Below are 19,113 nucleotides of genomic sequence, written 5' to 3' on the forward strand. Positions count from 1 at the left end.
CTCCGTTCAGGGTCGGGCCAACGGCTCGTAGCTGTCCGGTCGGCGGTCCCGGTAGAACGCCCACACGTCGCGCACCTCGGTGAGCAGTCCCATGTCCAGGTCCCGGACGGCGACCTCCTCCTCGGTGTCGGACGCGGCCGGGCCGACGAGCTGGCCGCGCGGGTCGACGAAGTAGGACTGCCCGTAGAACTCGTTGTCCCCCAACGGTTCCACCCCGACCCGGTTGATCGCGCCGACGAAGAACTGGTTGGCCACCGCCGCCGCGGGCTGCTCCAGCCGCCACAGGTGCTCGGACAGGCTGCGGCTGGTGGCCGAGGGGTTGAAGACGATGCGCGCGCCGGCGAGGCCGAGGGCGCGCCAGCCCTCGGGGAAGTGCCGCTCGTAGCAGATGTAGACGCCGATGCGCCCCACCGCGGTGTCGAACACGGGATAGCCGAGGTTTCCGGGCCGGAAGTAGAACTTCTCCCAGAAGCCGCTCAGGTGCGGGATGTGGTTCTTCCGGTACTTGCCGAGGTAGGAGCCGTCGGCGTCGATCACGGCGGCGGTGTTGTAGTAGACGCCCGGCTGCTCCTCCTCGTACAGGGGAACGACCAGCACGACGCCGTGCCGCTCGGCCACCTCGCGCATGAGCCGCGTCGTCGGCCCGTCGGGGACCCGCTCGGTGGCGGAGTAGTGGTCGATGTCCTGGACCTGGCAGAAGTACGGGCCGGAGAACAGCTCCTGCAGGCACACCACCCGCGCGCCCGCCGAGGCGGCCGCCCCGATCGCCGCGACCGCGTTGTCGACCATCGAATCCCTGTCGCCGGTCCACCGCTGCTGCACGAGACCGGCGCGGACGATCTCTCCCTCGGTCATTGGCGAATCCTGGTCACGCCAAGGTCGGGACCGGCAGTGGCAGGGTGTGCGCGTTTCGGCCGGCGACCGAACAGAGTGTTCAGCCCCGCCCGGCTCTGGCCGCCGGGAGGGCGGGGCCAGCCTACGGCGGACCCGCCGCCACCTCCGCCGCCAGGAGCGCCACGTAGAGGGACAGCATCGACTCCGGGTCGTCGAGCGAGACGCCCAGGAGCCGCTCGACGCGGTCCAACCGCTGGTAGTACGCGGTGCGGGAGAGGTGCACGGCGGCGGCCGCCGCCGACTTGTTGCCCCCGTGCTCGCAGTAGGCGCGCAGGACGTCGACCCACCGCGCGCCCTGGTCGTCCTCCCGCGCGAACAACGCCCCCAGCTCCCGGTCGACGAACGCGGAGATCCGCTCGTCGTCGCGCAGCAGGTGCAGCAGGCCGCGCAGCCGCACGTCGTCCAGCCGGTGGTACGGCCGGGTCCGGGGCGACCGCGACGCGGCGTCGGCCACGTGCGCCGCCTCGCCGAGGGCGCGGCGCGCGTCCGGCCAGGAGTCCACGGCGGTGCCCACGCCGACGACCACGGGAAGCGCTCGCGGCGTTCCCGCCGCCGCCCGGTGCACCTCCTGCGCGAACCGGTCGAGCGCCGGCTCCACGTCGGCCCGCGCCGCCGGGGCCAGCAGGACGTGCACGGTGCTGTCGTCGACCACGCCGACCAGCGCGGGCACCCTCGCCCGGCGGGCCGCCAGGGCGGTGGCCTCGGCGAGGTCCCGCACCACCTCCTGGGTGGCCAGCGCGGCGGCCGGCGTGGTGGGCACGGTGCTGCGGGGCCGCACCGCCGCCCCGACCAGCCGCCGGCCCTCCAGCGGCACGCCCAGCGCGGCGGCGCGCGTCGGCAGGTCGGCGGAGCGGGGCCCCTCGGCGACCAGCTCCGCGAGCAGCGCGCGGTGCGTCTGCCGCTCCAGCGTGTCCCGGTCCCGGGTGACCAGGCGGTGCAACGCCAACGCGGACGCCGCCCGCTCGGCCACCACGACGTGCCGGTGCGGCGGGTCCTCCTGGCAGACCAGCACGAGCCGGCCCCAGTCGTCGCCCCTGGCCCCGACCACCGTGACCAGCCAGCCGGCGTCCGGGTCGTAGCCGGTCCGGCCGGCCGGGGTGACCGCGCGGGAGCGCTCCGTCCAGTCGGCGAGCAGCTCCGCCGGGTCCGTCCCGGCCGCGTCGTAGGCGAGCACGTGGTGGTGGAAGGTCTCCAGGACCACCGGCAGGCCGGCCAGCCGGGCGATCTCCCGCAGGATCTCGGTGGGTCCGGCGCCGGAGACGGTCAGGGCCGTGAAGATCTCGTGCACCTGCTCGGCCGCGCGCAGCTCGGCCACCTGGCGGTCCACCACCAGCCCGATGACCGCCTCGGTCACCGCCACGAACCGCGTCTCCCTGGCCAGGGTCACCAGGGGCAGCCCGTGCCGTTCGGCGCTGGCCAGCAACGCCCGCGGCGGCTCCGCGCGCCAGCGGCGGACCAGCTCGACGACCAGCCCGGCCGCGCCCACGCGCACCAGGTCCGCGACGTACCGGGACAGACCCTCGTCATCACCGGGCAGCGCGATGCCGGTGGTCAGGACCAGCTCTCCGCCCCGCAGCAGGTGGGCGATGTCCGCGACCTCGGCCACGTGCGCCCACCGGACCCGGTTTCCCAGCCCCGCCGAACCCGCGGCCACGCGCGGCCCGCCACGCCGCACGACGGGCAGGGCCAGGATCTCGCCCACCGTGGGGTACACCGGCCACCCCCTCCCGGTCCGCGCCAGTCGGCCCGCCGCACCGATCGCATGCCCTACCAACCGAACGCCACACCGATCGAGCACCGCGCTGATCGAACGCCGCGCTGATCGAACGCCGCGCCAGCCGGAGTCCGCCCCTGCCGAACAGCGGGCCAGTCGAACACTGCGCCGACCGAACACAACGTATCGCCCGAACCGGTATCACGAACACTCTGTCCATAGCCGCGAGCGGCCTCGAAGCCCGACACTCGGCGCTGACCCCGCGTTGTCGCGGGGAGCACACGGACCGGTGGCTGTGCGCGACGCCCCCTTTCGCGCACGGCCGCCGTCCCGCCCCGGATGCCCCCGCCGTCCCCACAACGCGGGCGCCACGACCACCGGCACCACGGCAGGGCCGCGACAGCGCCCCATCACCGGACACCCACCACAGCGCTCAGCAGGGGAGGACCGATGGCACACGCCGAGCTGCTGGCCCGGCACCGGGCGGTCATGCCGGCCTGGCTCACCCTGTACTACGACGAGCCGATCGAGATCACGCGCGGCTCCGGACGCCGGGTCGAGGACGCCGAGGGGCGGAGCTACCTGGACTTCTTCGCCGGCATCCTGACCAACGCGATCGGCTACGACATCGCGGAGATCAACGAGGCGATCACCGCGCAGGTCGCCAAGGGCGTCCTGCACACCTCCACGCTGTACCTGATCCGGAGCCAGGTCGAGCTGGCCGAGCGCATCGCCCGGCTGTCCGGCATCCCGGACGCCAAGGTCTTCTTCACCAACTCCGGCACCGAGGCCAACGAGACGGCGCTGATGCTGGCCACCCAGCACCGCCGCAGCAACCAGGTGTTGGCGCTGCGCAACTCGTACCACGGGCGCGCGTTCGGCACGGTGGCGATCACCGGCAACCGGGGGTGGTCGGCGACCTCGTTGAGCCCGCTCCAGGTCAGCCACGTGCACGGCGGCTACCGCTACCGCAGCCCGTTCCGCCACCTCTCGGACGCCGACTACGTCGACGCCTGCGTCGCCGACCTGCGGGACGTGCTGGCCACCGCCACGGCCGGCGACGTGGCGTGCATGGTCGTCGAGCCGGTCCAGGGCGTCGGCGGGTTCGCCATCCCGCCCAGGGGGCTGTTCGCGGCCTTCCGCGAGGTCCTCGACGAGCACGGCATCCTGCTCGTCTCGGACGAGGTGCAGACCGGCTGGGGCCGCACCGGCGACCACTTCTGGGGCATCCAGGCCCACGGCGTCGTGCCGGACGCGATGACCTTCGCCAAGGGGCTGGGCAACGGACTGGCGATCGGCGGGGTGGTGGCCAGGGGCGAGCTGATGGACGCCATCACCGCCCACTCGCTCTCGACCTTCGGCGGCAACCCGCTCGCCACCGCGGGCGCCGTCGCGATGCTGGACTACCTGGAGAACCACGACCTCCAGGCGAACGCGGCCAAGCAGGGCACCCGCCTGCTCGCCGGGCTGCGGGCCGCCACCGAGCGCAACGAGATCGTCGGCGAGGTCAGGGGCGTCGGCCTGATGATCGGCGTCGAGCTGGTCGAGCCCGGCGGCGACGCGCCGAGCCCGCGCGCGGCCGCCAGGGTGCTGGAGGAGACCCGGGCCAGGGGCCTGCTGGTAGGCAGGGGCGGGTTGCACGGCAACGTGGTCCGGTTGGCCCCGCCGATGACGCTCACCGACGACGAGACCGAGGAGGGCCTGGCCGCGCTGACCGCCGCCCTGGAGAGCACGCGACAGGAGATGACCCGGTGAACCGCGTCCCGCACTGGATCGACGGCAAGCCCTGGGAGGGCGTGGCCGAGCGGGTCGGCGAGGTGTTCGACCCGGCCACCGGCGCGGTGAGCGCGCAAGTGGACTTCGCCGGACCCGCCGAGGTCGACCTCGCGGTCGCCGCGGCGGCGCGGGCCTTCCCCGCGTGGCGGGACGCCTCGCTGGCCAGGCGGGCCAGCGTGCTGTTCGCCTTCCGCGAGCTGCTCAACGCCCGGCGCCGCGAGCTGGCCGAGGTGGTCACCGCCGAGCACGGCAAGGTGCTCGCCGACGCCGAGGGCGAGGTGCACCGCGCCCTGGAGGTCGTGGAGTTCGCCTGCGGCGTCCCGCACCTGCTCAGGGGTGGGTTCAGCGAGAACGCCTCGACCAGGGTCGACGTGTACTCGATCCGGCAGCCGCTCGGCGTCGTCGCGGTGGTCTCCCCCTTCAACTTCCCGGCCATGGTGCCGTTGTGGTTCGCCCCGCTCGCCGTCGCGTGCGGAGACACGGTCGTGCTCAAGCCCAGCGAGAAGGACCCGTCGGCGGCGAACCTGCTGGCCGCGTGGTGGGCCGAGGCCGGGTTGCCCGAGGGCGTGTTCAACGTGGTGCACGGCGACCGGGTCGCCGTGGAGCGGCTGCTGGAGCACCCGGACGTGCGGGCGGTGTCGTTCGTGGGGTCAACCCCGGTCGCCCGGCACGTGTACGAGACGGGCACCCGGCACGGCAAGCGCGTGCAGGCGCTCGGCGGGGCGAAGAACCACATGGTCGTGCTGCCCGACGCCGACCTGGAGCTGGCGGCCGACGCGGCGGTGTCGGCCGGGTTCGGCTCGGCGGGGGAGCGGTGCATGGCGGTCTCCGTCGTGGTCGCGGTGGACCCGGTCGGCGACGAGCTGGTGGAGCGGATCCGCCGCCGGGTGGCCGAGGTGCGGGTGGGCGACGGGCGGCGCCCCGGCTGCGAGATGGGCCCCCTCGTCACGCGCGCGCACCGCGACCGGGTGGCCGGCTACCTCGACGCCGGGGTGGCCGAGGGGGCGACGTTGGCGGTCGACGGGCGCGCGCACCCCGTCGACGGCGACGAGCGGGGCTTCTGGCTCGGCCCGACGGTCTTCGACCACGTGCGGCCGGAGATGTCGGTCTACACCGACGAGATCTTCGGCCCGGTGCTGTCGGTGGTGCGGGCGCCGTCGTACGAGGAGGCGTTGCGCCTGGTCAACGACAACCCGTACGGCAACGGCGCCGCGATCTTCACCAACGACGGGGGCGCGGCCCGGCGCTTCCAGAACGAGGTGGAGGTCGGCATGGTCGGGGTGAACGTGCCGATCCCGGTGCCAGTGGCCCACTACTCGTTCGGCGGGTGGAAGGCGTCGTTGTTCGGGGACACCCACGCCTACGGCCCCGAGGGCGTCCAGTTCTTCACGCGCGGCAAGGTGGTCACGAGCCGCTGGCTCGACCCGTCGCACGGTGGGGTCAACCTCGGGTTTCCCCGGAATCACTGAGGTTTTCCTCGCGGAATCCCTGAGGGCGTCGAGAAGGGGTGGTTCCGCCGGCGCGGCCCATCGCCCTCCTGCTCGGGCGGCGGACCCGGCGGTGATCGCCCCGGGGGAGCCGGGGTCGACGCGCCACCCCGGCCGGGGCGGTGGTGGAGTCGGGGCCACCACCGCCCTCTCCTCCCGGGTTCCCGCTCTTGGGCATTGGCGAAACTCGACCCGCGATTGGTCGTGTCTTCGACCAAGCGACCGAACTTCTTCCTCGCGGCTACCGAAAAACTCTCCTGGGTCAGCGCACCCCAATCGTCCCCCAAATGTCCTCTATGGACACTTCGGCCTCGCGCGCGCGACTCCAGCCCTAAGTATGGGGGAACCCCCTTTCTCAGCATCGCAGGGAGCACTGACAGTTCCGCCGTCGGACAGCCTCCCCAACCGAGTGAATTCTCCGGGGCCAGGCAAGTGCCCCTGACTGTCCTTTGTGGACGAGCCACTCTCGCGCGCGACTCCAGCCCTGAGTAAGGGGAACCCCCTTTTTCAGCGTCTCAGGGGACACTGACAATTCGGCTGCCGGGCAGCCTCTCCAGCTGAGTGAATTCGACGGGACGACGCGGCGGCACGGTCAGCGGTCACCGGTCACCGGGCGTCCACTCCCTGCGGAAGGCCCCGCGCCGCGAAGTGCGCGCCCCACGCGCCGTCGGCTCCCGCCGACCGCCACCAGTCGGCGTCCTCCGCGCTCTCCACCCCACCCGCGATCACGGTCACGCCCAGTCCACCGAGGACGGACACGGCGTCGACGGTGATCCGGGCCAGTGCCGAGTCCGGCCGCCGGGCCACCCGCGCGCCCAGCTCCGGCGTGAACTCGACGACCGGTTGCGGCAGCTCCTCCACGCAGGCCAGGTCGACCGCGCCGAGCCCGAACCCGTGCGCGTAGGTGCGCACGCCCAGCCCGGTCAGCACGCGCAGGTTGTCCCACGCGTCGTCGTTCTCCTCCCGCAGCACCGACGTGGGGAAGCCCAGCCGCAGCCGCTCCGGTGCCAGCCCGAACTCGGCCAGCACGCCGCGCACCTCCCCGACCAGGTCGGGATCGGTCGCCTGGTGGACGTCCAGCGCCACCCCGACGGCGGGCGCCAGCTCACCCCAGGCCCGCGCCTGCTCGCCCGCCTCGCGCAACAGCCACTTCGCGATCGGCGGGCCGAGCCCCACCGACTCCGCCATGGCGAGGCAGCGCTCGTGCGACACCTCGCCCACGTCCGGGTGTTCCCAGCGCAGCACCGCCTCGACCGCCAGCACCTCGCCGTCGGCCCGCAACGACACGACCGGCTGGTGGTCGACCCGGATCTCGCCGTTCTCCCACGCGCCCGACATGCCGGCGGCCAGCGCCGAGCACGCCCGGTCCCGCGCGTCCCGCTCGGGGTCGAACAGGCCCCACTGGCGCTTGCCCTGCCCCTTGACCCGGCGCAGCGTGTTGTCCGCCGCCCGCAGCAGCTCGCCGGCGCTCGCTCCCCGGGTCTCCCGCTGCACGACGCCGACGCTCACCGACGCCGCGACCCCGTGCTCCCCGTGGTAGACCGGCTCAGCCAACTCCTCGTTGATCCGGCCGACCAGCGCCGCCACGTCCGGGCGGCCCGCCGAGTGGTCGACCGCGACCACGAACTGGTCGCCGCCCAACCTGGCCACCAGCGCGGCCCGGTCGGCGGGGAACAACGCGCCGAGCTGCCGGGCCACCCGTCGCAACACCTCGTCGCCCACGCCGTGCCCGAGCCCCTCGTTCACGACGCCGAGGCCGTCCACGTCGAGCTGGAGCACGGTGATCCCGTCGCTCCCGGCCACCATCCGCTCCAGCCCCGGCACCAGGGCCTGCCGGTTCGGCAGCCCGGTCAGCGCGTCGTGCAACGCCTGCTTGCGCAGCTCGCGTTGCAGCAGGTGCAGGTCGGTGATGTCCTCGACCATCGTCACCAGGTAGGCCGGCTCCTCCTCGGCGTCCCGCAGCAGGCAGACCGCGAGGTAGGACCAGACCGTGTCGCCGTCCTTGCGCAGCAGCCGCCACTGCTCGCGCACCCGCTCCGACTTCCCGTCGCGCAGCCGCCGGTAGATCTCCGTCAGCGCGCCGGCGTCGTCGGGGTGGAAGAGGTCGGCCAGCCGGCGGTCGGTCAGCTCGGCGCCGGTGTACCCGACGATCTCCTTGAGCGACCGGTTGACCTCGACGAACCCGCCGTCGAGGTCGGTGACCGCGACGCCAACCGCCGAGGTGCCGAAGACCTCGCGGAACCGCGCCTCGCTCAGCCACAGGTCGCGTTCGGCCTGCTCCTTGGCCCGCAGCAGGGCGCGCTTGACCCCCTCCTGCTGCTCGAAGACGAGCTCCCTGGTCGCCTGCACGTAGCCGGTCACCAGACAGCCCAGCACCGCGTGGACCCGCGCGTCGGTTTCGGGCGACGTCGGCCCCGCGAGGTCGGGCAGGGAGTCGGCCAGCAGGTCCAGGGTGCGGGAGAGGCTCGTCTGCCCGCTGAAGCCGGCGCGGACCAGGTCGCCACCGGTCCGCGCGGCCGCGTCCGGGACGAACGGCTCGGCCCGCAGCACCCCGACCAACGCGTCGACCAGCTCGGCGATCCGGCGCTCGATCTCCTCGTGCGGCACGGGCACGAAGACGCTCGTGGCCATCGCGACCGACCAGTCCCGCACGAGCCGGTCGCGGACGGCGCTCTCCGGCTGCCGCTGTCCGTCCGGCCCGCCTGTCGGAGGCCTCCTCATGCCTGTCTCAACCACCCACGTCCGCGGGGCGCCCGCGCCCGACGACGGGCGCGGGTGGGCGGGAAACCGGTGCGGGACAACGCGTTCTCGTCGGCACGGGTCACCTCGTCCCACAGGTCGGGCAGGCGGAGGGCAGGCTGGTCCACGGTTGTCCACCCGGTCAGGGAAGGCGGGCGACGCCCGCGTAGATCTGGTCGCGCTCCGGTCCGGCGGCGCCGTCGCCGGGCGCGCGGGGCCGCCAGTCGGCGGTGCTCACCACGCCGGGCTCGACGAGCTCGAACCCGGTGAACAACGCCTCGATCTCGGCGCGCGTCCGCGGGTGGATGGGGTCCTTGCTCCGGCTCATCACCTCGACCATCGCGGCCATCTCCACGGGCCGGCTGTCGGCGGTGAAGTGGGACAGCGCCAGGTAGCTGCCGGAGGCGAGCCGCGAGCGGTACCGGTCGACGAGGGCGCGCGGCCCCCAGTCCTCCGGCACGAAGTGGAACACCCCGACCATCAGCAGCCCGACGGGGCGGTCGAGGTCCAGCAGCCCCCTGGTGACCGCGTGGTCCAGGATCTCCTCGGGGTTGCGCAGGTCCTCCTGGAGCGCGCCGGCCCGGTCGTTGCCGTCCAGGATGAGCTGGCTGTGCGCCACGGCGACCGGTTCGTTGTCCACGTACACCACGCGGGCCTCCGGGTTGGCCGCCTGCGCGATCTCGTGCACGTTGCCCACGGTGGGGATGCCGGAGCCGACGTCCAGGAACTGGTCGACGCCGCGCTCGACCATGAACAACACCGCGCGGCGGAGGAAGGCCCGGTTCAGCCGGGCGATGTCCCGCGATCCCGGCAACGCCGTCGCGAACCGCTCCGCGAGCTGCCGGTCCGCCGCGAAGTTGTGGCCTCCGCCCAACAGGTAGTCGTAGACGCGAGCGGCGCTGGGCAGCTCGACGTTCACACCCTGGGGAACCCAGCTCGACCGTTCGTTCACCACGCACCTCACACTCCCGATCGGTAGCCAACACACTACCCAGAGTGGGCAGTCAGTCCAGCGCTGGTCCGCCCGACCGGACGCGGCCGAACGGGCTAACCGGGCACGGTGCGCGACCGACTCCGGCTCCGGGCCGGTGCGGCGGGCCCACCCGTCGCCGCCCGATCGGGGCGCTCCCGCCCTGGCCACGACGTTCCCCCTCGGCACAACGGCCGAGCGCGGGGCTTCCTTGATCAGCCGTTCGGCCCCCTGCCCCGGCCAGGCAGCCGATGCCCGGCCGCCGCGCTCCGGGACAGGCTCTGCGGGAGGACACCCGACAGCCGAGGGAGAACCATGTCGCACCCCTACCCCAGCCCGGCGACCGGCCAGGCCAGCGACCCCGTCGTGGAGCGGTACCGGACCCTGCTCAGCCGCACGCCGGTCGAGCGGCTGGAGCAGGTGCACAACGACACGTTCGCGTTGCTGGCCCCGGAGCAGCGGACCGCCGTGCTCCTGGAGTTCGCGCGCGGCGGCCACGCGGCCCAGCCTGCCCCGGCGGCTCCCGCCGCTCCGGCGGCCCCAGCGGCCCCGGCCGCGGCGCCCCAGGCCGCCAACCCGGCTCAGCCGCACGCCGCCCCGGCGCAGCACGCGAACCCGACGCCGTCGCACTACGACCAGCAGCACCACCACCAACAGCACCCCCACCAGCAGCAGCACCAGCACCCCCACCACCACGAGCAGCACCGCCAGTCGTCGGGGATGGGCAGCATGCTGGGCGCGGCGGCCCTCGGCGTCGCCGGAGGTGTGGCCGGCTACGCGATCGTCGACGCGATGACCGACGACGAGGACGGTTGGCTCTGAGTCCCGTTCCGCCAGCGCCCGCGGGCGCTCAGGACGGCGCTCAGGACGACTCCGACACGGCGACGGCCCGGGGTCTGGGGGCGGGGTCACCCGCGGCGGCGACCAGGAAGCCGTGCTCGCCCCAGTCCCGGAGCCAGGTCCTGGCCAGGTCCCGGTCCACGTCGCGGAGCGCCTCGCCCAGCGGCGCGCGGCGCAGCAGCGACGTGAGCACGCGGTGGGCGTCGGCGGTCAGCTCGTGCACCCGCACCTGGAGGCCGTGCCGGGTCAGGGCGAGGAACACCGGCCGGGCCCTCGGCGGCACCTGCCCCCCGCCCTGACGCACCGCGGCCAGGTACTCGTGCACGGTGAACCCCGCCCGGAACAGGCGCAGGCAGGGGGCGGGGCCGAGCCGCGCCGACGGCCAGTCCTCCTCGGGCAGGTCGGCGAGCTCGGTGGCGGGCAGATCGTCCTCGCGGCCCGGTCCGTCGAGCACCTGGTTGTACAGCCGCTCGAACCGGGCGAGGTCGAGCACCATGTCGACGGTGGGATCGCGCCGCTCCGGCGGGAGCTGGGCGTCGGGGCGCGTGCGGGCGAGGTGGTCGACGAACTCCGCGTCGAACCGGCTCAACCGGTGCGACCGCGCGGGGTTGGCCTTCACGTGGTCGAGGACGAACGCGTCGAAGACCTCCCTGCCGAGCAGCTGGATCAGCGCGGGGTGCAGCTCGCGCATCCGGGCCGCGAGGCGTCGCTGGTGGTTCCTGCGCAGGACCGCGAACCGCTGGCGCGGGGTGAGCGCGGCCGAGCCGGTGAGCAGCGAGTTGATCTCGGGTCCGGGTCCGTCCTGGGCCAGCAGCGCCCGCTGCAACCACCGCTGCGTCGCGAGCAGGTCCGGCTCGGGCGCCGCGGACATCTCAGACCCCCGCCCACAACGCGGTCGCCGCGTGCCGGCGCGCCTTGTCCAGCTCGGCCAGCAGCACCGGGAACGCCGGGAGCTGGTCGTCCCACTCGACCACGGTGGGAGCGCCGCCGGTGAGCACGACCGCCAGCCGGTAGAGCTCCCACACGGCGTCGGAGATGGGGGTGTCCCGGCTGGCGACGGCGTGCGTGCCGTGGTGGGTGTGCCCGGACAGGTGCATCTCCACCACCCGGTGGTGGGGCAGCGCGCGCAGGTACTCCACCGGGTCGAAGTCGTGATTCACCGCCGAGACGTGCACGTTGCTCACGTCGAGCAGCAGCCCGCAGTCGGCCTCGTCCGCCATCCGGGCCAGGAACTCCCACTCGGACAGCGTGGAGGCGGCGAACTCGAAGGCGCTGCTGGTGTTCTTCAGCACCAGCGGCCGTTCCAGCGCGTCCTGCACGGTGCGGATGCGCCGCACGAGGTGGCGCAACGACTCCTCGGTGCGGGGCATCGGCAGCACGGCGTGGGTGTTGACGCCGTCCACGCCGGTCCACCCGACGTGGTCGGACACCCACTCGGCGCGGACCTCGTCGGCGAGCTCGCGCAGCCGGCCGAGGTAGCGGTAGTCGAGCCGGTCGCAGCCGCCGACGGACAGCGCCAGCCCGTGCAGGACGACCGGGTACCGCTCGGCGATCTCGGCCAGCGCCCGGCGCCGGGCGCCGTGGGAGTCCATGAAGTCCTCCGTGACGACCTCGAAGAAGCCGAGCGCCGGCCATCGCTGCCGGACGTAGTCCAGATGCGGCAGGCGCAGTCCCACGCCGAACCCGAGCCAGCGGGTGCCGAGCCGGCGGCGTGTGGGGGTTCCGGTCCTCATCAGCCAGATCCCTCCGCCGAGTGGTCGCCCCCGTTCGTAAGTAGCCCGGATGTCCGGCCGTTGCCAGCCATCTCCCCCGCCCGGACCCGACATTCCGCTGTTCGAGGGAGTGTCGGGCCAGGCGGGCGCTCCGTCCCGGCCCGGGTGATCAGGACGGCTCGGCCGGCCGACGGGCCGGGTACCAGACGACCACCAGCACGGTCGCGACCGCGACGAGCGCCGCGACGAGCCGCAGCGCGAACCCCGCCGCGTCCGAGAAGGCCACCCGCACCGCGTGGTCCACGGCGGCCGCTTCCGGCCCGCCCCGCTCGTGGACGAGCGCCAGCGCCGAGCCGACCGCCCTGCGCGCGGCCTCGCCCGCCTCGCCCGGCAACTCGCGCAGCGACGCGGGAAGCGCCGGCCCGAACGCCCCGTTGAGGAGGGTTCCGAACAACGCGAAGCCCAGCGCGCCGCCGAACTCCCGGCTGAAGCTGTTGATCCCCGAGCCCACGCCCGCCCGGCTGGCCGGCAGCGCGGACAGGATCGCCGTGGAGAGCAACGGGTTCGACAGGCCGCTTCCGGCGCCGACCAGGAGCACGCAGAGCGCGTAGAGCGGGTACGGCGTGTCCGGCCCGCACAGCGAGTAGAGGGCGAGCCCGGCGGCCACGCCCAGGAGGCCGCCGACCACCACCGCCCTGGCGCCGATCCGCTCGGCGAGGCCGGCGGCCCGTCGCGAGGCGACGAACATCATCACCGCCATCGGCAACGTGCCGAACCCGGCGAGCACCGCGGGATAACCCTTGACGCTCATCAGGTACTGGCCGTTGAGGGCGAAGACCGAGTACATCGCGACGAACGAGACCACGATGCCGAGCGCCCCGGAGCGCAGTCCCGGTCGCAGGAACGCGCGCGGGTCGATCAGCGGGTGTTCCCTCCGCAGCTCGACGAGCACGAACACCGTCAGCAGGACCGCCGCGGCGCCGAACGCGAGGAGCACGACCGGCGCCAGCCACCCGTCCCGCTGGCCCTCGATGATCCCGAACAGCAGCGCGAGCACACCGCCGACGAGGACCAGCACGCCGACCGGGTCGAGCGGTCGCTCGTGCCGGGGCACGCGGGGCGCGGTCGCCGCCACGAGCGCCATCCCCACGACGGCCAGCGGCGCGGCGGCGGCGAACAGCATCTGCCAGTCGAAGTACTGCAGGACCAGTCCGCCGAGGACGTTGCCGGCCACACCGCCGACGCTGCTCATCGCGGTCCACGTCGCGATCGCCCGTCCGCGCTGGTCGGCGGGGAACACCTGCGTCAGCAGCGGAAGGCTGCTCGGCAGCACCAGGGCGGCGCCGGCGCCGGTGACCGCGCGGGCGACCAGCAGGAGCGGCACGGTGGGTGCGAGCGCCGACCCCACCGAGCCGACCGTGAGGACCGCGAGCCCGGTGAGCATCGCGCCCTTGCGGCCGAAGCGGTCGCCGACCGAGCCGGCCGGGATCAGCAGACACCCGAACACCACCAGGTAGGTGTCGACGATCCAGAGCACCTGCGTGGCGGACGGGTGCAGGGCGCTGGTCGACAGCCGGCCGACCGCGAGGTTCACCGCCGCCCCGAGGCCGAACACCATGGCCACGCACAGGCCGACCGCGAAGGTGAAGAGCCCGCGACGCCCGCCCCCGGCTTCGGCGCCCGGTGCGTCCCCGCCCACCGGCTCCGCGCCCCGTTCCCCGGTCCGCGGCTCCCGGGTCCGCGGCTCCCGGGTCCGCGGCTCCCGGATCTGGGGCGCGCGGGTCTGGGGCTCCTGAGCTCGGGTCACGACGCCCCCAGGTAACTCGACAGCTCCAGGCCCTGCCCGTCGGCGATCGCCACGGACACGTACCCGTTGGCCGGATCGCGCACGTGGTCCAGGTACCTCCGCGCGCCGGCGGCGAACTTCACCGTGTCGTCGGCGTGCACGAGCGCTCCCGGCCGCAGCTTCGGCTCGACCGCCCGGAGCACGTCGAGGTAGAACTCCGTCCAGCCGTCCAGGTACAGGAAGTCCACCGGGCCGGGCACGGCGGCCAGGGTCCGGCTCGCCTCGCCCACCAGCACGCCGACGTGGTCGGCGACGCCGGCGCGCTGGATGTTGCGCCACGCCGCGTCGGCCTTCCCCTCGTGCAGCTCGGTGGTGATCACCCGGCCGGCCCCGTTGTCCCGCAGGGCGGCCGCGATGTGGATCGTCGAGAAGCCGTACGAGGTGCCGAACTCCACGACCGTGGTCGGCCGCATCGCCCGCACGGTGGCGTAGAGCATGCGACCGATGGCCGCCGGCGCGGCGTAGTAGCCGCTGGCGCAGGCGTCGGCCAGCTCCTCCGGCGTCCACGGCGTGGTCCGGGCCCGCACCACCTCCAACAACTTCGGCTGCTCCACCGCGTCCACGCGGTCCTGCTCGGCCGCGATCTCGTCAAGCACGGCGCGCACACGGGGATCGGAAAGTCCCAACATCTTCTTCCTCTCACGCATCGCACCACCCACCGTAGAAATGGGCGGAGAAGAAATCCATTGCCCGTTCGTCAACTAATGGTTGCGCCCGGCGCAATCCACGCCGGAGCGGTCGACCATCCCGGCGCGGACCTGAATTCGGACCAACGGCTGGATCAGCAGGTCCACACCCGCCAGGAAGCACACGGTGCCAATGCCGATCGGTCCGCCGAGCGCCCAGCCGGCGAGCAGCAGCAGGGTCTCCAGCGCGCCCTTGGCCGCCCAGAACGGCCACCGCCGGCGCGCGGCGACCTCCAGGGCCAGCAGGTCCATCGCCCGGACGCCGAAGCCGCTCATGATGATCAGCGCCGAGCCCTCGGCGCACAGCGCGACCCCGAGCGCCAACGCCGGCCACGCGCCCAGCCCCCGGGCCGGATCAGCCCAGATCAGCAGGTCGATGAGGCTGCCGCAGGCGAAGAAGGTGAGCAGTGGGGACAGCGCGGGCCGACGGCGGGTCCACAGCGCGACGACCGCGAGGCAGACCACCGCGACCCCGGCCTGCACGACGCCGACCGTCAGCGGCACGTGCCGCAGCAGGCCCAGGGTGAACACGTCGAGCGGGTCGGTGCCGAGCCGGGAGTGGACGAACAAATAGGCGCCAACGGCGAAGACCACGCACCCGCCGAGGTAGGTGAACGACCTCGTCAACCGGGCGCGGACGTCGGACTGCGGGCGGACGGGCGAAACCGCGGCGTCGACCACGGGTCCTCCAGGAATTCGGAATCAGGAAACCGAATTCGACGTTAGGCGGAGTTCCCCGTCCGAACCAGTTCCTTTTCCGCAATGATTCCTTGCGCCCGCCTCAACCGTCCGTCAACCGTCCCTCAACCCTCGGCCCCGGCCTCCCGGCACACCGCGACAACCTGTTCCCGCAACCACCGGTGCGCCGGGTCTGCGTCCATCCGGGGATGCCACGACTGACCGATCACGAGCGGAGTCGACGCGACCGGCAGCGGCCGCACGGCGAAGCGCTCCGGGGCGAGGCTCCACGTCGCGATCCGCGCGAGCATCGTGGCCACCAGGTCCGACTCCGCGACGACGGCCAGCGCCGTGGAGAAGGCGGGCACCACCAGCGACACCGTCCTGGACAACCCGAGCTCGTGCAGCGCGTCGTCCAGCGGGCCGCGCGCCCGCCCCCGACGGGAGACGCTGACGTGCGGGAACTCGACCAGCCGCTGTGCGGTCACCGGCCCGTCGGCGAGCGGGTGGTCCGCGCGCACCACGACGGCGAACTCGTCGACGTACAACTTCTCGCTGCACACCTCCGGGCCCAGCGGCTCCAACAGGCCGACGTCCAGGTCGATCCGCCCGTCCCGCAGCGCGGCCACGTCCTCCTCGCCCTCGGCCGCGAACCCCAGGGTGACCAGGGGCGCCTGGTCGCGGACGCGCCGGGCCAGCGGCAGGGCGAGCGCGTTCGCCATCGCGTCGTTGGAGCGGATCACGAAGGTGCGCCGCACCGTCTCCATGCCGGCCTCGCCGGCGGGGCGCAGGACCGCCCGCGCCTCCTGGAGCGCGGACCGCACCTGCTGGCGGATGGCGAGGGCGCGGGGCGTCGGCACCAACCGCCGGCCGGCCCGCACGAGGATCGGATCGCCCAGCGCCGCCCTGATCCTGGCCAGGGTCCGGCTCATCGCCGGCGCGCTGAGGTGCAACCGCTCGGCCGCGCCGGTGACGCTCTCCTCCTCCAGCAGCGCGTCCAGGGCCACCAGCAGGTTCAGATCCACGGATTGCACGAACCGCAATCGTAGTCGCCAGTGGTTTCGTCGCGGGAAAGAACAGATGTCGGGCAGGACGGACAGGAACACCCGCTTCGCCGTTGACCCCGGATCTCCCGGTCGGCGAGCATGGGCGGGCTGGACAACTGAACACGCGCCGCACGGGGGAAGACCGGTCGAAGTCCGGCGCTGACCCGCAACGGTGGGTCGCGCGCCCGGGAGGCGCGCGGCGAGCCCGACCACCCGTGGCGGCGCGAACGGCTCCAACCACCGTCGAGGTCTGCGGGACGGAGCCTGGTGGGCGCCGTGCCCTCCTCCCGCCACGCGCACCGCCGGGGCCAGCGTTCCCTGGCAGCGTTTCCCGGGCGTTGCCAGGAGAGCGGGAAGGCGGGCGCGACGCGTCGGCGGGCCGGTGGCGGCCGTGGACGCGGCTCGTCGGGCGGTCCGGGCGTGGACAGCGCACCGAGGAGAACGTCATGGCCCCATCACGCCATCGCGGCCGCCGTGCCGCGTCCTTACTCGTCGTGCTCCTGGCCGCACTGGCGCTGGCGCTCCCGTCCACCCAGGGCGTCGCGCTGGCCGGGAGCACCCTCGACCCCGCGGCGGCAGCGGCGGGCTGGGCCGGCCGCCAGCTGAAGGACGGCGAGCGGGTGGAGAGCCCGGCCGGAGCGGACTACGGCCTCACCGCCGACGTCGTGCTCGGCCTCGCCGCCACCGGCGTCGGCCGCGACGCGGCCGACAGGGCCACGACCTGGTTGTCCCGCAACGTCGACGCCTACTTCCGGGGCGGGAGCGGCAAGGACATCAACACCGGCGGTCTCGCCAAGCTGGCGCTCCTCGCCCAGGTCCAGCACCGCGACCCGAACGACTTCGGCGGCCAGGACCTCCTGTTGGCGCTGCACGAGCAGATGCGGGACGACGGCCAGTTCTTCCAGCTCCTCTACGGCAAGCCCGCCGCCACCACGTTCACCCAGTCCCTCGCCCTGCTGGCGCTGTACCGCCAGGGCCGCGACGCGGTGCCCGCCAAGGCGGTCGACTTCCTCGTCCGCACCCGGTGCGCCGACGGCGGGTTCCCGGTCTTCTACTGGACCGAGCAGAGCGAGTGCCGCAGCGACACCGACGGGACGGGCATCGTCGTCCAGGCCCTGCTCGCGGTCGGCCGGGCCGACGCCGCTGCCCCGGCCCTGGACTGGTTGCAGGGCCGGCAGAACGCCGAAGGCGGCTTCGGCGGCGCCGGGCCGACCGCGCAGGCCAACTCCAACTCGACGGCGTTGGCGGTGCAGGCGCTGCGCGCGGGTGGTCGCGCCGAGGCCGCCGACCGGGGGCTCGCCTGGCTGCTGGGTCGCCAGGTCGGCTGCTCCGGGCCGGCGGTCGACCGGGGCGCGGTGGGCCACCAACACCCCGTCGTGACGGGGTCGACGCTGCGCAGCACCGCTCAGGTCATCCCGGCGCTGGCCGGCAAGTCCCTCGCCGAGATCGACGGCGCGACCGGACGGCCGGACCTGCCCACCCTGATCTGCCCGCCCACGTCCAGCACCACCCCGTCGCCCACCTCCCCGACCGCGCCCCCGACGACCACGGCGGGCAACACGCCGACGAGCAGCACGGCGCCGACCACCGCGGTGCCGGCTCCTGTCGCACCACCTGTCACGAAAATCCCCGCGGCACAGGGAAATCTCGGCGGCGGCCACAAGCCTCGCCCGCGGGCGGCGCGGACCAGTACCGAGTCCCTCGCCCGGACCGGAGCCGACGTCGGGGACCTCGTCGTGCTCGGCACTGTCCTGGTGTTCGCCGGACTCACCCTGGTGGTGCTCGCCAGGACGCGGCGGAGGGCCGCCCGGTGATCTGCTCACCGCGCGCTTTCCCCACCGTCACCGCACTTCTGGCGTCCGCGCTGCTCTTACCAGCGCTGACGCGGATTCCGCAGGCGGAGGCGGCGGAAGGCTGTGGCGGAGTTCTGGTCGTCGTCGAAACACGTGCCGTGCCGGACAACCCGGGGTACGGCACCAGAACCGGTTGCGCGAACGACCCCCGGGACGGATTCGACGCCCTGCGCCAGGCAGGTTTCGACGTCACGCTGGGCACCGGCGCCTACGCGGGCGGTTTCGCCTGCGCGATCGACCGCTCGCCCCGCGCGGGCTGCGGCGTCGTCGACCGGGACACCTACTGGTCCTACTGGTACATGCTCCCGGACACGGACACCTGGGTGTACAGCAACAGCGGCGCGAGTTACCGCACGCCGCCGAAAGGCAGCATCGAGGCCTGGGTGTGGCAGGACGAGGGAGACAACGAGCCACCACAGCCCAGGAGCGCGGTGAAACCTCCCGCTCCCCCGCCCCACCAGGGCGGCACGCCGGTCAACCCTCCGCCCGGCGGTGGCCCACCGGACCGGAACCCCGGCGGCGACGGGCCGAATCCCGCCCCGCGCCATCCCGACGGGCAGCACCCGAACGATCCCGCGCCGCAGAACGAGGAGCGACCACCCCAGGAGCCGAGCGGGACCCCAACGGAAACGCCGTCCCCATCCTCCTCTGCGCCAGCCTCCGCCACCTCGACCCCAACAGGAACACCCACCACGTCGGCGGGCCCGGGGAGCGGCGCTCCGAAACCCCCATCTCCCGACCACACCACCCATATGTCCAAAGAGGACACTTCGCGCGGCTTCCCGTGGCCGTTGGCCATCGGGATCGTCGCGGCGCTCGTCCTGGCCGGCGGCGTCTCCTGGCAGATCCGCAGGAGACGTTCTTGACCAACC

15 protein-coding genes are annotated in these 19,113 nt (G+C 73.7%); 5 read left to right on the forward strand and 10 right to left on the reverse strand.

The window, feature by feature from the left end; genetic code table 11:
• Positions 1-6: 6 nt before the first annotated feature.
• Positions 7-855, reverse strand: a complete 849-nt coding sequence (locus BUE43_RS32210) for a nitrilase-related carbon-nitrogen hydrolase (RefSeq protein WP_073490140.1) — start codon at positions 853-855, stop codon at positions 7-9.
• A 121-nt stretch (positions 856-976) separates the two neighbouring features.
• The gene (locus BUE43_RS32215) at positions 977-2,608 is read right to left on the reverse strand and encodes a PucR family transcriptional regulator (RefSeq protein WP_073490141.1); all 1,632 of its coding nucleotides are present in this window, start codon (positions 2,606-2,608) and stop codon (positions 977-979) included.
• A gap of 450 nt (positions 2,609-3,058) precedes the next feature.
• Between BUE43_RS32215 and BUE43_RS32220 the strand changes: the two genes are divergently transcribed.
• A complete protein-coding gene (locus BUE43_RS32220) occupies positions 3,059-4,363 on the forward strand; it encodes an aspartate aminotransferase family protein (RefSeq protein ID WP_073490142.1) in 1,305 nt (434 codons plus the stop codon).
• Positions 4,360-5,853 (forward strand): CoA-acylating methylmalonate-semialdehyde dehydrogenase, encoded by a 1,494-nt coding sequence (locus BUE43_RS32225; RefSeq protein WP_073490143.1) that lies wholly within the window; start codon positions 4,360-4,362, stop codon positions 5,851-5,853. Before BUE43_RS32220 ends, BUE43_RS32225 begins: the two co-directional genes overlap by 4 nt.
• Positions 5,854-6,477: 624 nt before the next feature.
• Here the strand turns inward: BUE43_RS32225 and BUE43_RS32230 are convergent.
• Both BUE43_RS32230 and BUE43_RS32235 read right to left on the reverse strand, forming a co-directional pair.
• Positions 6,478-8,592 carry an EAL domain-containing protein gene (locus BUE43_RS32230; protein WP_073490144.1) on the reverse strand — a complete coding sequence of 705 codons (2,115 nt, stop codon included), beginning with the start codon at positions 8,590-8,592 and terminating at the stop codon, positions 6,478-6,480.
• A gap of 160 nt (positions 8,593-8,752) precedes the next feature.
• A complete protein-coding gene (locus BUE43_RS32235; protein ID WP_073490164.1) occupies positions 8,753-9,562 on the reverse strand; it encodes an SAM-dependent methyltransferase in 810 nt (269 codons plus the stop codon).
• Between the two features lie 333 nt (positions 9,563-9,895).
• Here BUE43_RS32235 and BUE43_RS34900 point away from each other — a divergent pair, with 333 nt between their 5' ends.
• A complete protein-coding gene (locus tag BUE43_RS34900) occupies positions 9,896-10,402 on the forward strand; it encodes a hypothetical protein (RefSeq protein WP_073490145.1) in 507 nt (168 codons plus the stop codon).
• Positions 10,403-10,442: 40 nt separating this feature from the next.
• On the opposite strand, the gene BUE43_RS32245 is transcribed toward BUE43_RS34900, so the two are convergent.
• From BUE43_RS32245 to BUE43_RS32270, 6 genes are all read right to left on the reverse strand, one after another.
• Positions 10,443-11,291: an HvfC/BufC N-terminal domain-containing protein gene (locus BUE43_RS32245; protein ID WP_073490146.1), complete on the reverse strand. Its 849-nt coding sequence runs from the start codon at positions 11,289-11,291 to the stop codon at positions 10,443-10,445.
• Position 11,292: 1 nt separating this feature from the next.
• A complete protein-coding gene (locus BUE43_RS32250) occupies positions 11,293-12,153 on the reverse strand; it encodes an MbnB/TglH/ChrH family RiPP precursor modification enzyme (RefSeq protein WP_073490147.1) in 861 nt (286 codons plus the stop codon).
• 148 nt (positions 12,154-12,301) lie between these two features.
• The gene (locus tag BUE43_RS32255; RefSeq protein ID WP_073490165.1) at positions 12,302-13,831 is read right to left on the reverse strand and encodes an MFS transporter; all 1,530 of its coding nucleotides are present in this window, start codon (positions 13,829-13,831) and stop codon (positions 12,302-12,304) included.
• A gap of 104 nt (positions 13,832-13,935) precedes the next feature.
• Positions 13,936-14,625, reverse strand: a complete 690-nt coding sequence (locus BUE43_RS32260) for an O-methyltransferase (protein ID WP_073490148.1) — start codon at positions 14,623-14,625, stop codon at positions 13,936-13,938.
• Between the two features lie 54 nt (positions 14,626-14,679).
• A complete protein-coding gene (locus BUE43_RS34570; protein ID WP_073490149.1) occupies positions 14,680-15,345 on the reverse strand; it encodes a DUF6198 family protein in 666 nt (221 codons plus the stop codon).
• 122 nt (positions 15,346-15,467) lie between these two features.
• A complete protein-coding gene (locus BUE43_RS32270) occupies positions 15,468-16,376 on the reverse strand; it encodes a LysR family transcriptional regulator (RefSeq protein ID WP_073490166.1) in 909 nt (302 codons plus the stop codon).
• 458 nt (positions 16,377-16,834) lie between these two features.
• Here BUE43_RS32270 and BUE43_RS32275 point away from each other — a divergent pair, with 458 nt between their 5' ends.
• Positions 16,835-18,202, forward strand: coding sequence for a prenyltransferase/squalene oxidase repeat-containing protein (locus tag BUE43_RS32275; protein WP_143174536.1), 1,368 nt, complete (start codon positions 16,835-16,837; stop codon positions 18,200-18,202).
• Positions 18,199-19,107, forward strand: coding sequence for a hypothetical protein (locus BUE43_RS33985; protein ID WP_143174537.1), 909 nt, complete (start codon positions 18,199-18,201; stop codon positions 19,105-19,107). Before BUE43_RS32275 ends, BUE43_RS33985 begins: the two co-directional genes overlap by 4 nt.
• Positions 19,108-19,113: the final 6 nt, after the last annotated feature.

The organism is Streptoalloteichus hindustanus, from assembly GCF_900129375.1.
Lineage (GTDB): Bacteria > Actinomycetota > Actinomycetes > Mycobacteriales > Pseudonocardiaceae > Streptoalloteichus > Streptoalloteichus hindustanus.

Bases quoted from the DNA above. Each gene is read 5' to 3' on its own strand.
- BUE43_RS32210 (WP_073490140.1), bottom strand. From the start codon at position 855: ATGACCGAGGGAGAGATCGTCCGCGCCGGTCTCGTGCAGCAGCGGTGG.
- BUE43_RS32220 (WP_073490142.1), top strand. From the start codon at position 3,059: ATGGCACACGCCGAGCTGCTGGCCCGGCACCGGGCGGTCATGCCGGCC.
- BUE43_RS32230 (WP_073490144.1), bottom strand. From the start codon at position 8,592: ATGAGGAGGCCTCCGACAGGCGGGCCGGACGGACAGCGGCAGCCGGAG.
- BUE43_RS34900 (WP_073490145.1), top strand. From the start codon at position 9,896: ATGTCGCACCCCTACCCCAGCCCGGCGACCGGCCAGGCCAGCGACCCC.
- BUE43_RS32245 (WP_073490146.1), bottom strand. From the start codon at position 11,291: ATGTCCGCGGCGCCCGAGCCGGACCTGCTCGCGACGCAGCGGTGGTTG.
- BUE43_RS32250 (WP_073490147.1), bottom strand. From the start codon at position 12,153: ATGAGGACCGGAACCCCCACACGCCGCCGGCTCGGCACCCGCTGGCTC.
- BUE43_RS32260 (WP_073490148.1), bottom strand. From the start codon at position 14,625: ATGCGTGAGAGGAAGAAGATGTTGGGACTTTCCGATCCCCGTGTGCGC.
- BUE43_RS32275 (WP_143174536.1), top strand. From the start codon at position 16,835: ATGGCCCCATCACGCCATCGCGGCCGCCGTGCCGCGTCCTTACTCGTC.